This is a genomic window from Neisseria sp. P0014.S002 (genome assembly GCF_051958295.1).
GTDB classification, from domain to species: Bacteria; Pseudomonadota; Gammaproteobacteria; order Burkholderiales; family Neisseriaceae; genus Neisseria; species Neisseria flavescens_B.
Genome location: NZ_JBQCVO010000004.1, coordinates 76,958 through 91,417, shown reverse-complemented (window position 1 = coordinate 91,417; position 14,460 = coordinate 76,958). Strand labels below are relative to the sequence as shown.

Sequence of the window (14,460 nt, the reverse complement as noted above, 5' to 3'; positions counted from 1 at the left end):
TTTGAAAGGAACAATGATGTTCAATAAACACGTTAAGACCTTCCAATACGGTAATCAAACCGTTACTTTGGAAACCGGCGAAATCGCCCGCCAAGCCGCTGCTGCCGTTAAAGTATCTATGGGCGACACTGTTGTTTTGGTTGCCGTTACTACCAACAAAGAAGTGAAAGAAGGCCAAGACTTCTTCCCTCTGACTGTCGATTACCTCGAGCGTACTTACGCAGCAGGTAAAATCCCCGGCGGTTTCTTCAAACGCGAAGGCAAACAAAGCGAAAAAGAAATCCTGACCAGCCGTCTGATCGACCGTCCGATCCGTCCTCTGTTCCCAGAAGGTTTCTACCATGACATCCAAATCGTAGCGATGGTCGTGTCTGTTGACCCTGAAATCGATTCAGACATTCCTGCCATGCTGGGCGCGTCTGCTGCGCTGGTGTTGAGCGGCGTACCGTTTGCCGGTCCGATTGGCGCGGCACGCGTAGGTTATGTAAACGGCGTGTACGTTTTGAACCCGACTAAAGCCGAATTGGCGAAATCACAATTGGACTTGGTGGTTGCCGGTACTTCCAAAGCCGTGTTGATGGTGGAATCCGAAGCCGACATCTTGTCTGAAGAAGTGATGCTGGGCGCGGTTGTTTACGGTCACGATCAAATGCAAGTGGCCATTAATGCCATCAATGAGTTTGCCGACGAAGTCAATCCGGAAGTTTGGGATTGGAAAGCACCTGAAACCAATGAAGAATTGGTGGCCAAAGTACGCGAAATTGCCGGTGAAACCATTAAAGAAGCATTCAAAATCCGTCAAAAACAAGCGCGTTCTGCCAAATTGGACGAAGCTTGGAATGCGGTAAAAGAAGCGTTGATTACTGAAGAAACCGACACTTTGGCAGCCAACGAAATCAAAGGCATTTTCAAACACTTGGAAGCCGATGTCGTCCGCAGCCAAATTTTGGACGGCCAACCGCGCATCGATGGTCGCGACACCCGCACCGTCCGTCCGTTGAACATTCAAACCGGCGTATTGCCGCGCACGCACGGTTCTGCATTGTTTACCCGTGGCGAAACCCAAGCTTTGGCGGTTGCAACTTTGGGTACTTCACGCGACGAGCAAATCATTGATGCACTTTCTGGCGAATACACCGACCGCTTCATGCTGCACTACAACTTCCCGCCATACTCTACCGGCGAAGTGGGTCGCGTAGGTGCGCCAAAACGTCGTGAAATCGGTCACGGCCGCTTGGCTAAACGTGCTTTGTTGGCCGTATTGCCAGAACCTGAAGATTTCAGCTACACCATGCGCGTGGTTTCTGAAATTACCGAATCCAACGGCTCTTCCTCTATGGCTTCCGTCTGCGGCGGCTGCTTGAGCCTGCTGTCTGCCGGTGTGCCTTTGAAAGCACACGTTGCCGGTATCGCCATGGGTCTGATTTTGGACAACAACAAATTCGCTGTCCTGACCGACATCTTGGGCGACGAAGACCATTTGGGCGATATGGACTTTAAAGTAGCCGGTACAACCGAAGGCGTAACCGCGTTGCAAATGGACATCAAAATCCAAGGTATTACCAAAGAAATCATGCAAATCGCTTTGGCTCAAGCCAAAGAAGCACGTTTGTACATCTTGGAACAAATGAAAGCCGCCGTTGCAGGCCCGCAAGAGCTGTCTGCACACGCGCCACGCTTGTTCACCATGAAAATCAACCAAGATAAAATCCGTGATGTGATTGGTAAAGGCGGCGAAACCATTCGTTCGATTACTGCTGAAACTGGTACTGAAATCAATATCGCTGAAGACGGTACCATCACTATCGCTGCGACTACTCAAGAAGCAGGCGATGCGGCGAAAAAACGCATCGAAGAAATCACTGCCGAAGTGGAAGTGGGCAAAGTGTACGAAGGTACTGTGGTTAAAATCCTTGACAACAACGTCGGCGCGATTGTCAGCGTGATGCCGGGCAAAGACGGTTTGGTACACATCAGCCAAATCGCCCACGAGCGCGTACGCAATGTCAGCGACTACCTGCAAGTAGGTCAGGTTGTGAACGTGAAAGCATTGGAAGTGGACGACCGCGGCCGCGTACGTCTGTCTATCAAAGCTTTGCTGGAAGCGCCTGCTCGCGAAGACAAAGCAGCCGAATAATTTGATTGTTCAAGCTTGAAACAAAAGGCCGTCTGAAAATTTCAGACGGCCTTTTGTTTATTTGAATGATGAATTTAAAAATGGGTTTTACCTTTACTTTGATAAAAGGGATTACTACAATGTTTGTAATTTAATAAATATATTCATTTCTCAAGGAGTATGCAATGAATGCTACACAATTAATCAACCGGCTGACGCAAACCATCGGCGAAAAATACATCATCACAGACCCGGCAAAAACCGAGCAATACCGACAAGGCTACCGTTTTGGCGAGGGTAAGGCGCTGGCGGTTGTCCGTCCGGGTACGGTTTTGGAAATGTGGCAAATTTTGCAGGCGTGTGTTGAGGCTGATGTCATTGTGATTACGCAGGCTGCCAATACTGGCCTGACCGGCGGCTCGACTCCTGACGGCAATGATTATGACCGCGATATCGTGATTGTGAATACCATGCGTCTGAACATCATTCAGCCGATTAATAATAACGAACAAGTTGTCTGCCTGCCCGGTTCTACCCTGAATCAATTGGAGCTGCTGCTGAAACCTTTAGGCCGTGAGCCGCATTCCGTGATTGGTTCGTCCTGTATCGGCGCATCCGTATTGGGCGGCGTATGTAATAACTCCGGCGGCGCTTTGGTACAGCGTGGCCCGGCTTATACGGAAATGGCCCTGTTTGCGCAAATCAACGAAGAGGGCAAACTGGAGCTGGTCAACCATCTAGGCATTGATTTGGGCGAAACCCCTGAAGAAATTCTGACCAATCTGCAAGGTTTCCATTATCAGCGAAAAGACATTACGCAAAATGCAGGCAAAGGGCATGATCATGCATACTGCGATCATGTCCGCCAAGTGAATGAACCGACTGCCGCACGTTTTAATGCCGACCCTGCGCGTCACTACGAAGCATCAGGTTGCGCGGGCAAGCTGATGGTGTTTGCCGTGCGCTTGGATACTTTCCCGCAAGAAAAACAGACTGCCGTCTTCTATATCGGCACCAATGATATTAATGAGCTGACCGATATTCGTCGTGCTGCTTTGAGCGAGTTTAAAAACCTGCCTATTTCCGGTGAGTATATCCATCGTCATGCCTTTGATATTGCTGCCGTTTATGGTAAAGATACTTTTTATATCATCAAGACGTTCGGTACCCACCAACTTCCGAAACTGTTTGATCTGAAAGCCCGTGTGGATAGATTCAGCAAAAAGATAAGTTTCTTACCGAAACATTTCTCTGATAAATTCATGCAACTGATCAGTAAAATTTTGCCTGATCACTTGCCGAAATCTATGCGCAATTATCGCGACAAATACGAACACCATTTGATCTTGAAAATGGGTGGCGAGGGCGTAGAAGAAGCGCGTGCTTTCTTGAAAGAATATTTTGCAACCCATGGCGGCGCATTCTTCGAATGTAATGCCGAAGAAACGCAGGCGGCCATGCTGCATCGCTTCGCTGTGGCGTCTGCCGCGATCCGTTACCGTTCTGTACATGATGATGAAGTAGAAGATTTGGTTGCACTCGATATCGCCTTGCGTCGTGATGATCGTGATTGGTTTGAAACACTGCCGCCGGAAATCGACAATAAAATCATCCATAAATTGTATTACGGACATTTTATGTGCCATGTGTTCCATCAGGACTACATCATTAAAAAAGGCAACGACTGTATGGCATTGGAACATGAAATGCTCCATCTGCTTGACCAACGCGGTGCGCAATATCCTGCCGAGCATAATGTCGGTCATCTGTATGAAGCCAAGCCTGCGCTGAAACAGTTCTATAAAAAACTTGACCCGACCAACAGCTTCAACCCCGGTATCGGTAAAACCAGTAAGAAGAAAAACTGGGCTGAATAAAGCATAGTCAAAACAAAGGCCGTCTGAACTTTTCAGACGGCCTTTTTATATGCTTGCTTGTTAGAACAGGTTGCTGATGAAAATCAGCAGAATCACCAACGGCACGAGGTATTTTACATAGGCAAACCAGATATTGACGGTGGTATGATTGCCTTTGTAGAGCAATTCGTCCTTCGCTTCATCTTTCATCACGAAGCCGACAAACAAGGCAGAGCCAAGCGCAGTCAGCATAAACAGGATGTTGCCGCTGATATAGTCAAAGGCATCAAAAATATTTTTGCCGAACACGGAAACGTCTTTCCACGGGCCATAGCTCAAAATAGACGGAATGTTGCCGAAGATGAAGATGGCAGCCAAGACAATCGTAATCGCAGCGGTGCGGCGGATTTTGGTTTTTTCCTGAATCGTCGTAATCAACACTTCATAAATCGTCAGCGAAGTCGTCAGTGCGGCAATCAGGAGCAGCGAGAAGAAAATCACGGCGAACACAGGTCCAGCCCACATATTCGAGAACACAATCGGCAGGCTCTGGAATACCAAAGTCGGGCCGGAATTGGGTGCGACGCCGAAGCTGAAGAGCGACGGGAAAATCATAAAGCCCGCCAACACGGCGATGATGGTGTTGGTAATGGCGGTAATGACTGCCGTCTGAACCAGATTTTCGTTTTTATCCAGATAGCTGGACAAGGTAATCATCACGCCGAAACCCAAGCTCAGTGCGAAGAATACTTGCCCCAAAACGAAGACGAAAAGTTCGGCGGTAATTTTGCTGAAATCAGGCTTCAGATAGAAAGTAATCCCTTCCATCGCACCCGGCAGGGTAACGTTGCGCACGACCATGGCAATCAGAAATAAAAACAGCAAAGGCATTAGGTATTTTGCCGCTTTTTCAATACCGCCGATGACGCCTTTGACCAAAATCCATTGGTTTACAACGACAAATAGGAAGGTGTAAAAGGCAATTTCCCAAGGGCTGTTTTCGATGTGTTCGGTAAAGAAGCTTTTGGTAACTTCGCCGGAAACCGGGCTGGAAATGTCCAAATTGCCGCCGATGATGTTGACGATGTAGCTGATGACCCAGCCGCCGAGCACCATGTAATAAGCCATGATGCCGAATGCGCCGAGCAGGCCCATCCAACCGACCGCTTTCCAAACTTTGGCAACAGGTTTGCCGTTCATCGAGCCGCCAAACGCATCCAGCGCGTTCACGCCTTTACGGCGGCCGATGACGTTTTCCACCAAAATCATCGGAATACCGATGACCAGCATGGCGATACAGAATAAAAACACATACGCGCCGCCGCCGTTTTCACCAACCAAATACGGGAAACGCCAAGTTGCGCCAAAGCCGACAGTCGCGCCGGCAACGGTAAGGATGTAAGTCAAACGGTTGGACCAGGTTTGACGGGGTTGATTGGAAGACATAAATACTCAGATGCATAAAAATAAAGACAACATTTTACCGCAAAGATTTAACGAATCTTGACTAAAGTCTGAAAAGAAAATTAGTTAAAAAAACCATGTAATGAAGAATTTTTAGTGGGTTTCTCTGGTTTGCTTGGTATTGAAACCTGCAAACAGAGAATTCGTCTGAACGATATGAATGATTGAAAGAGCCGTAACGATAAAGGCCGTCTGAAAAGTGGGATATGGGAAAGGGTTGTTGTGAGGAGATTGGATAGCACCAAGGTGTGCTTTCAAGTATGTCGGCAACAAAGATGGTATTTATCTAAAGGCTGTCTAAATAACATCTTGTAACCTTAGCTTGGATAGTCGCAGATAGATTTTCTTTCTATAAAACGATTTGTCTGAAATGGAAACGGCACAGATTGATGCAGAAGAGACGAGAAAGAGAAAAGGAGTAATAATGGCAAGTTAATGAGTGGAGATAGGGTTTAGCAATGATGGCTTCTTTAGATAGGAAGGGCCGTCTGAAAGTACGTCCGCTTGGTTGCCAAATTTTAGATAAAAAAAACCATCTATACTAAGGGGAAAGTATAGATGGCCAAACACATTACGGGGAAAACGTCTTACTCACTTACTCACTTCTCTCGAAGCAAGTGTTACTCAGACAGGCGAATTATACAATAGTTCAGTCTTTCTAGTGTTAAATTCTGTTAAATAAAAATAATAAGGTTTAGATAGTTGATTTTAAAGAAATTAAAAATCCATTTTGTTTAAAAAATTATCTCAAAATTTTGGAATTTTTTTAGATTTGGATGAATTTCCATTCTCCGGCGGCCAAATCGTCGACATTCCAGTCGCCGAATTTTTCACGGTGGAGCTGCTCGACACGGTTGCCTGCGGCTGCGACCATGCGCTTGACCTGATGGTATTTGCCCTCGGTAATGGTCATCATCAATGTGTTTGGGTCGGCCAACACTGCTTCGGCGGCAGCGACGGTTTCATTATCGTCATGCAGGAGGACGCCGTTTTTCAACGTAGCGCAAAGGGTATCGTCGGCAGGATGCTTCAAGGTAACGCGGTAGAGCTTCGGAACTTTGTGTTTGGGCGAAGTAACGCGGTGGTTAAATTGCCCGTCGTTGGTAATCAGAATAATGCCGGTTGTGTCTGCATCCAAGCGGCCGACTGCCTGCATATCGATATTGCGCATGTGGTCGGGAAAAAGGCTGAAGATGCTCGGATATTGCTGGGGTTTATGCGAAGTCTCGTAATCCGCAGGCTTATGAAGCAAAATGTAGAAATAGGGCATGGGTACGGCGGCAATCTCTTCGCCGTCAACAGACAGGGTATGCACTTGAGACGGATCGATATCGTCTTTGGCACGATTATGAATTTCGCCGTTGATGGCGATACAGTCATTGTCTATCAGCCACTGGCATTGCTTGCGGCTGCCGAGGCCTTGCGCTTGGATGTATTTGAGCAGTTGCATGGTTGAAAAGTAGGAAATGTTCAGACGGCCTTTATTGTACTGGAAAACCGGTTTTGAGGCCGTCTGAAAAGCAGAGGCAAAAAAATCGCCCCTTTAAAATGTTAAGGGGCGCAAAAGGAACACAAACCACTACCAAAAACTGTTACAGGGCAAATTCTCCTATTTGATGTGTTGCCGGATAAAGTGCTTTCATCAAGTCATGTGGTGAAAGCGAGAAATCTTCGCTGTTTGTCGTCAGACGGCCTTGCTGAGGCGTGAGTTCGAGCAATCGGGCGTTTGCCGACTGGATAAACTTGTTTTTCGTGCGCTGCATTTTTCGTTGCAGGGCAGAAACAACGCGGTTGTACAGACTGTCTTTTTGCTTGACTTCGCGTGTGTCGGCCACCCAGCTTAAGCGCGTATTGCCGTCTTCATCTTCAATCAGCAGGATGCCGGTTTCTGATTGGGGCGATTTGCCCATGCAAGGAAGCCAAACATAATAGCGGCCATCTAAAGTAATGAATACTGCGTCGTGTACTTCGCACTCATCGCAACACTTGGTGGCGATTAAAGAGCGGATGGCTTGTTGGTGCAGTCTCAGAATGTCAAGGGAGACTTGCTTAAAAATACTTTCGGGCATTTTCTTCTCCTTTCATTCTGTGGTGCGGTTGTTTCGTTTCGATGGGTTGTATTATACGGAGATTTTTTAAATTTGCAAATGATAATTGTTCCTATTATTTAAATAATAAGTAAGGTATTCATTATTAAAGAAATTAAATTTAAAAAATTTTGTAGAAATTGGGTTTTCTACTCAAAATTGGAGTAATAGCTGGCCAATAGATGAAAAAATAATAAAGGCCGTCTGAACAAATCCAGCGTTAAAAGGGTATTTGAAAAGCAGCTAAAGTTTTGCTGACTATACATTTCAGACGGCCTTCAGTATGATTCAGGACGTTTTGATAATTGTAGAAACCACCAACCATGAGCCAACGTCAGATTATCCTCGATACGGAAACCACGGGCCTTTATCCTGAAAACGGCGACCGTCTGGTCGAATTTGCCGGCTTGGAAATGATCAACCGCCAAATGACCGACTCCAACCTTCATTTATATGTCCACCCCGAACGCGATATGCCGGAGGAAGCGGCGAAGGTGCATGGTTTGACGATTGAAGTATTGGAAGCGAAGAATGCTCCGCCGTTTGCCCAAGTGGGTAAACAGATTGCCGACTTTATCCGTGGTGCAGAGCTGATTATCCATAATGCCAAGTTTGACGTCGGCTTTCTGAATATGGAATTCCGCCGCATGGGTTTGCCTTCTATTGAAGAGCTTGGTTGCAAAGTGACTGACACGCTGGCCATGGCGCGTGAAATGTTTCCGGGGCAAAAGGCAAGCTTGGATGCGTTGTGTAACCGCTTTTCCGTTGACCGTAGCAAACGTGTCTTACATGGCGCATTAATCGACTGCGAGCTTTTGGGTGAAGTCTATCTTGCCATGACACGTCAGCAGTTCGACTTGATGGGCGGCGAAGCGGAAGAAGAGGGCGAAGTCAAACAAACCGTTATTGCTGAAACCAAACGTACGTCGCAGTTGAAAGTCATCAAAGCCAATGCAGACGAGCTGGCCGCACATGAGAAATATTTGGACGATTTAGGCGAAGCGTGTGTATGGCGAAAGGCCGAAACTTCTGATGAGGCCAATGCCGGAGCGTCAGCATGATGCGCCGCAATATTGCTTTGATTCCTGCTGCCGGTGTCGGTGCGCGATTTGGTGCAGGAAAACCCAAACAATATGTTGAAATCAATGGTAAAACCGTATTGCAACATACCATAGAAATCTTTGAGCAACACTCCCGTATAGATTTAATTGCCGTTATTCTTTCGCCGGAAGATTCAGTTTTTCAGACGGCCTTGTCTGAGAAAGTACGCGTCTTTCGAGTAGGAGGGGCAAGTCGTGCCGAAACGGTACGCAATGGTGTGTCCGCTTTATTGGAGCAAGGTTTGGCTGAGGCGAAAGACAATATTTTGGTTCATGATGCCGCGCGCTGTTGCCTGCCTGCTGAAGCGCTAACGCGTTTGCTTGATGAAGCGGGTGAGAATGATGAAGGCGGTATTTTGGCCATACCGGTGGCCGATACGCTCAAGCGCTCAGACGGCACTCATCATATTGATGAAACTGTTGCGCGCGCAGGATTATGGCAGGCGCAAACGCCGCAGCTTTTTCAGACGGCTTTGTTACACCGTGCTTTATCGGTTGATGATTTAAGTGAGATTACGGATGAAGCATCAGCGGTTGAAAAACTGGGTATCCGACCGCGCTTGGTGCAGGGCGATACGCGCAATTTGAAATTGACGCTACCGCAAGACGAATACATTGTCAGATTGTTACTCAAGGCCGTCTGAACAATCAAAACACATTATTTAAGGAAACAAACATGAATATCCGTGTCGGACAGGGCTACGATGTCCATCAGTTGGTCGAAGGCCGAGATTTGATACTCGGCGGTATCAACATTCCGTTTGAAAAAGGATTGCTGGGTCATTCAGATGCCGATGCGCTTTTGCATGCGATTACCGATGCCCTGTTGGGTGCGGCCGGTTTGGGCGATATCGGCAGCCATTTTCCTGATACTGCCGCCGAATTCAAAGATGCCGACAGCCGTGTGCTGTTGCGCGAGGCTTATCAAAGCGTGCAGGAGTTGGGTTGGAAGGTGATTAATGTCGATACGACCGTAATTGCGCAAAAGCCAAAACTTGCGCCACACATTCCGGCAATGCGCGCAAATATTGCCGCAGATTTGGGTTTGCACGAAAACTGCGTGAACATCAAGGGTAAAACCAACGAAAAACTTGGCTATCTGGGGCGCATGGAAGCCATTGAAGCACAAGCGGCAGTATTGCTGATTAAAGCCTAAGAGCTTAAAATTACTTTATTATTCAAACTGAAAGACTGACAACATGGCAACTCAAGACGAACTCAAACGTATTGCCGTTGAAAAAGCGGTGGAATTTGTTCCTGAAAACGAATACATCGGTATCGGTACCGGCTCTACCATCAACTTCTTTATCGAAGCTTTGGGGAAAAGCGGTAAGAAAATCAAGGGTGCCGTGTCTACTTCTAAAAAATCCAGCGAGCTTTTGGCAAAATACGAGATTCCAGAAGTTTCACTGAATGATGTGATGGGTTTGGCGGTTTATGTCGACGGCGCAGACGAAGTCAACCACGCGCTGCAAATGATTAAAGGCGGCGGCGGTGCGCATTTGAACGAAAAAATCGTGGCCAGCGCATCCGATAAATTTGTTTGTATCGCCGATGAAAGCAAATATGTTTCCCGTTTGGGCAAATTTCCATTGCCGGTAGAAGTGGTTGAAAATGCCCGTTCGCTGGTGTCGCGCAAACTGCTTGCCATGGGCGGACAGCCTGAGTTGCGTGTCGGCTATACTACTTTCTATGGTAACCAAATCGTTGATGTTCACGGTCTCAATATCGACCAAGCCCTGAAAATGGAAGACGAAATCAATAAAATCACCGGCGTACTCGAAAACGGTATTTTTGCCCGCGATGCCGCCGACGTATTGGTTTTGGGTACGGCAGAAGGCGCAAAAGTCATCCTGCCTTGTCAGGATTAATGAAGATTAATCAATCTTAAAGGCCGTCTGAAAGTGTATCAGGTCTTTCAGACGGCCTTCAATTTGGCAAAATATGCAAATCAGTAAAATTATAAAATGGTTGCCCGTTGTTTTATCCGTTTTGGGTGCGCTTGGCTATAGCTCACGCGATACCGAGTTGATTCGTACAGGGGTAAGCGTTGCTGCAACATTGGCACAAGGCGATAATATCGGTTTGGAAAAGGTCAATGAATGGCTGGGTGAAAATGTCGTCAAAGCCACATCTGACACCAAAGCCGAAGCTAAACCCAAACCGGAACAAAAACAAAAGTCATCGCGACAATCCTACACATACAACGGAAAAATCATCAAAATCCATGATGGCGATACCATGCACATTATCGATAGCGATGGCAGGAAACACAAAATCCGCATGGCCTATATCGATGCACCGGAAATCAACCAGGCTTATGGTACGCAATCACGAGACAATCTGATTGATGCAGCATTGAATAAAAAAGCCAAAGTCCGCGTGTTTGAAGCCGACCGCTACCAGCGCGAAGTTGCCCAAGTATCAGTCGGTACGATTGATCTGAATTTGATGCAAATACGGGATGGTGCTGCATGGCATTATGAAAGTTATGCCAAAAAACAACAAAGTAAAACTGCTTACACTGACTATTCGGCCGCACAAAAACAAGCCAAGGAAAAGCGTAAAGGCTTATGGAAAAAAGACAATCCGCAAGCGCCTTGGCAATTTCGCCGTCAGAACCACGAGCAGCAGAACGGCAATAAAAAGCAGTCTGATAAACAATGGTTTGGGATTTGGTAGGTTTTAAGAAAGAGGCCGTCTGAAAACTTTCAGACGGCCTTTAATCATTAAGGTTTGGTATACGATAAGAATGAGTGGCAGGTTTCTGATTGGAGGGTACTAAAAATAAAAGTGTGATGTAATATTTGATGTTTTAAGAAGGGCAGATATGAAAAAAAGACACCGTTAGCTGGTGTCTTTAGTATCTGGCAGAGAGGAAGGGATTCGAACCCTCGATACGCTATTCACGTATACACGCTTTCCAGGCGTGCGACTTAAACCACTCATCCACCTCTCTGTGGACTATTATCCTGAGTTGTTATTCAGAATAATGTGAAAACTTGACTAATTATTTATCAGTGGTGCCCAGGAGAAGACTCGAACTTCCACACCCGTGAGGATACTAGCACCTGAAGCTAGCGCGTCTACCAATTCCGCCACCTGGGCAATTTAAATTTTCTTAAGCAAAGAAGCACCAAATTATTTGGTGCCCAGGAGAAGACTCGAACTTCCACGCCCGTGAGGACACTAGCACCTGAAGCTAGCGCGTCTACCAATTCCGCCACCTGGGCTTTGCTTTATTCTTCAATTTGAGGTAGAGTTGACTACCTCAACTGCGAAGAAGCAGCTATTATATATTTTAAAAAAAGAATGTCAACTATCAAAATGAACAAAAATACTAAATCTTTAAATTTACGAGAAAAAGACCCGTATTTGGAGCGGGAGAAACAACGTTACGCTCATCCGTTGCCCAGCCGTGAATGGGTCATTGAATTATTGGAACAAAAAGGTGTGCCGACAAAAATCGAAGCTTTGGCACATGAATTGTCGATTACAGAAGATGAATATGAATTCTTCGAGCGCCGTCTGAAAGCGATGGCGCGCGATGGTCAGGTGTTGATCAACCGACGTGGCGCGGTGTGTGCGGCAGAAAAATTGGCATTGGTTAAATGCCGTGTCGAAGCGCATAAAGACGGCTTTGGTTTTGCCGTGCCGCTAACGCCGACAGGCGAGGGCGATTTTGTTTTGTATGAGCGTCAGATGCGCGGCGTGATGCACGGGGATATTGTTACCGTTCGTCCTGCCGGTATCGATCGCAGAGGCCGTCGTGAAGGTACGGTTTTGGATGTAGTGGAACGTGCGCAGTCTAAAGTGGTCGGCCGTTTTTATATGGATCGCGGCGTGGCCATTTTGGAAGCGGAAGACAAGCGTTTGAGCCAAAGTATCGTGTTAGAGCCTGAAAGCGTGGCGCACTTTAAACCGCAATCCGGCCAAGTGATTGTGGCTGAAATTGAGACGTATCCTGAAGCGCATCGTCCTGCTGTGGCTAAGCTGATTGAAGTGTTGGGCGATTATGCCGACAGCGGTATGGAAATCGAAATTGCTGTACGCAAGCACCATTTGCCTCATCAATTCAGCGAGGCATGCGTCAAAGCTACGAAGAAAATTCCTGATCATGTGCGTAAAACCGACTTGAAAGGGCGCGTGGACTTACGCGATTTGTCTTTGGTAACCATTGACGGTGAAACTGCGCGGGACTTTGACGATGCAGTTTTTGCTGAAAAAGTCGGTCGCAATTACCGTTTGGTGGTGGCGATTGCCGATGTCAGCCATTATGTCCGTCCTGATGACGGAATCGATATGGATGCTCAGGAACGCAGTACCAGCGTGTATTTCCCACGCCGTGTGATTCCGATGTTGCCGGAGAAGTTGTCCAACGGTATCTGCTCGCTCAATCCTGATGTTGAACGCCTGTGTATGGTGTGCGATATGGTGATTACCTATGCCGGCAATATCAAGGAATACCGTTTCTATCCGGCAGTAATGCGTTCGCATGCGCGACTGACTTACAATCAAGTTTGGGATTGGATTTCAGACGGCCAGGATCATCCGTTTAAACAGCAAATTGATACTCTGTATCAGTTATTTAAAATCTTGCAGAAAAAACGTTTTGAGCGTGGCGCGGTTGAGTTTGAGAGCGTTGAGACTCAGATGATTTTCGATGACAACGGTAAAATCGACAAGATCGTTCCCGTTGTCCGCAATGATGCGCACAAGCTGATTGAAGAATGTATGTTGGCGGCGAATGTTTGCGCAGCAGAATTTTTGCTGAAGAACAAACATACGGCTTTATTCCGCAATCACTTGGGCCCGACTCCTGAAAAACTGGCTACTTTACGCGAGCAGCTTGGTTTGCTGGGGCTGAGTTTGGGTGGCGGCGATAATCCGACGCCGAAAGACTATGCTGTGCTTGCCGAGCAATTTAAAAACCGTCCGGATGCGGAGTTGTTGCAAGTGATGATGTTGCGTTCTATGCAGCAGGCGGTTTATGAGCCGCATTGCGACGGCCACTTTGGTCTGGCTTATAGCGCATATGCACACTTTACTTCGCCTATCCGTCGTTATCCCGATTTGACGGTACATCGTGCCATTAAGGCTGTGTTGAACGGACAAACTTACCAGCCCACTAAAACCTGGCAGGCTTTGGGCGTGCATACCTCTTTCTGCGAGCGCCGAGCCGATGATGCCAGCCGCGATGTGGAAAACTGGCTGAAAACTTATTATATGCGCGACAAAGTCGGCGAAGTCTTCAGTGGCAAGATTTCGGGCATGACCAGCTTCGGTATTTTTGTGACGTTGGACGATATTCATATCGACGGCTTGGTACATATCAGTGATTTGGGAGAGGATTATTTCAACTTCCGTCCTGAAATTATGGCGATTGAGGGCGAACGCAGCGGTGTCCGTTTCAACATGGGTGATACGGTCACTGTAAAAGTCGCGCGTGCCGATTTGGATACCAGCAAGATTGATTTGACCTTAGTCAGCGGCGGTTCAGTCGGTAAGAAACGTGGCAGTAGAAAAGCGAAACCTGTGAGTAAGCCGACAGCTGCTGACAAACCTGTCGAAAAGCGTAAGCGTAAACTTTCGGCTAAAGAAATCGATGAAGCGTTGGCTGCTCCTGTGAAGGCAAAGAAGAGCAAGGTGAAAAGTAAACCTGCTCCTAAGCCCACTAAGCCAAGCAAACCTAAAGCTGCAAGCAAGAAAAAAGCGCAGGTGAAAACAGCTTCCGTCAAAGCCGGAGGTAAAAATAATGCTCAAGGCAAAAGTGTGAAGATTAAAGTGAAGAAAGCTGCTAAGAAATAAGCTGCATTCAATTCAGGCCGTCTGAAAAG

Annotated in this window: 11 protein-coding genes and 3 tRNA genes; 8 read left to right on the top strand and 6 right to left on the bottom strand. The window is 47.0% G+C overall.

Features of this window, described 5'->3' with window-relative positions; translation table 11 throughout:
- The first annotated feature begins 13 nt into the window (after positions 1–13).
- On the top strand, positions 14–2,137 hold the full coding sequence (gene pnp, locus ACTHSX_RS05825; RefSeq protein ID WP_440377079.1) for a polyribonucleotide nucleotidyltransferase: 2,124 nt from the start codon (positions 14–16) through the stop codon (positions 2,135–2,137).
- Between the two features lie 164 nt (positions 2,138–2,301).
- Positions 2,302–3,993: a D-lactate dehydrogenase gene (dld, locus tag ACTHSX_RS05820; protein WP_440377078.1), complete on the top strand. Its 1,692-nt coding sequence runs from the start codon at positions 2,302–2,304 to the stop codon at positions 3,991–3,993.
- A gap of 60 nt (positions 3,994–4,053) precedes the next feature.
- On the opposite strand, the gene ACTHSX_RS05815 is transcribed toward dld, so the two are convergent.
- From ACTHSX_RS05815 to ACTHSX_RS05805, 3 genes are all read right to left on the bottom strand, one after another.
- On the bottom strand, positions 4,054–5,418 hold the full coding sequence (locus tag ACTHSX_RS05815; RefSeq protein WP_315093626.1) for a sodium-dependent transporter: 1,365 nt from the start codon (positions 5,416–5,418) through the stop codon (positions 4,054–4,056).
- Positions 5,419–6,202: 784 nt separating this feature from the next.
- On the bottom strand, positions 6,203–6,886 hold the full coding sequence (locus tag ACTHSX_RS05810; RefSeq protein ID WP_049348075.1) for a 16S rRNA pseudouridine(516) synthase: 684 nt from the start codon (positions 6,884–6,886) through the stop codon (positions 6,203–6,205).
- A gap of 142 nt (positions 6,887–7,028) precedes the next feature.
- Entirely contained in the window at positions 7,029–7,505 is a 477-nt protein-coding gene (locus ACTHSX_RS05805) for a hypothetical protein (protein WP_003746951.1), read from the bottom strand.
- 341 nt (positions 7,506–7,846) lie between these two features.
- Between ACTHSX_RS05805 and dnaQ the strand changes: the two genes are divergently transcribed.
- From dnaQ to ACTHSX_RS05780, 5 genes are all read left to right on the top strand, one after another.
- Positions 7,847–8,584 carry a DNA polymerase III subunit epsilon gene (gene dnaQ, locus ACTHSX_RS05800; protein ID WP_070748775.1) on the top strand — a complete coding sequence of 246 codons (738 nt, stop codon included), beginning with the start codon at positions 7,847–7,849 and terminating at the stop codon, positions 8,582–8,584.
- Positions 8,581–9,267 carry a 2-C-methyl-D-erythritol 4-phosphate cytidylyltransferase gene (gene ispD / locus ACTHSX_RS05795; RefSeq protein WP_440377077.1) on the top strand — a complete coding sequence of 229 codons (687 nt, stop codon included), beginning with the start codon at positions 8,581–8,583 and terminating at the stop codon, positions 9,265–9,267. Before dnaQ ends, ispD begins: the two co-directional genes overlap by 4 nt.
- Positions 9,268–9,299: 32 nt before the next feature.
- Positions 9,300–9,779: a 2-C-methyl-D-erythritol 2,4-cyclodiphosphate synthase gene (gene ispF, locus ACTHSX_RS05790; protein ID WP_440377076.1), complete on the top strand. Its 480-nt coding sequence runs from the start codon at positions 9,300–9,302 to the stop codon at positions 9,777–9,779.
- Between the two features lie 43 nt (positions 9,780–9,822).
- Positions 9,823–10,494, top strand: a complete 672-nt coding sequence (gene rpiA, locus ACTHSX_RS05785) for a ribose-5-phosphate isomerase RpiA (protein ID WP_440377075.1) — start codon at positions 9,823–9,825, stop codon at positions 10,492–10,494.
- Positions 10,495–10,567: 73 nt separating this feature from the next.
- Positions 10,568–11,305 (top strand): thermonuclease family protein, encoded by a 738-nt coding sequence (locus ACTHSX_RS05780; RefSeq protein ID WP_440377074.1) that lies wholly within the window; start codon positions 10,568–10,570, stop codon positions 11,303–11,305.
- Positions 11,306–11,491: 186 nt separating this feature from the next.
- On the opposite strand, the gene ACTHSX_RS05775 is transcribed toward ACTHSX_RS05780, so the two are convergent.
- The 3 genes from ACTHSX_RS05775 to ACTHSX_RS05765 all read right to left on the bottom strand — a co-directional run bounded on the left by ACTHSX_RS05775 (position 11,492) and on the right by ACTHSX_RS05765 (position 11,856).
- Positions 11,492–11,582, bottom strand: a tRNA-Ser gene (locus ACTHSX_RS05775).
- Positions 11,583–11,644: 62 nt separating this feature from the next.
- Positions 11,645–11,731: transfer RNA gene (locus ACTHSX_RS05770), tRNA-Leu, on the bottom strand.
- 38 nt (positions 11,732–11,769) lie between these two features.
- A tRNA-Leu gene (locus ACTHSX_RS05765) sits at positions 11,770–11,856 on the bottom strand.
- A gap of 94 nt (positions 11,857–11,950) precedes the next feature.
- Between ACTHSX_RS05765 and rnr the strand changes: the two genes are divergently transcribed.
- Positions 11,951–14,431 (top strand): ribonuclease R, encoded by a 2,481-nt coding sequence (gene rnr, locus ACTHSX_RS05760; RefSeq protein WP_440377073.1) that lies wholly within the window; start codon positions 11,951–11,953, stop codon positions 14,429–14,431.
- Positions 14,432–14,460: the final 29 nt, after the last annotated feature.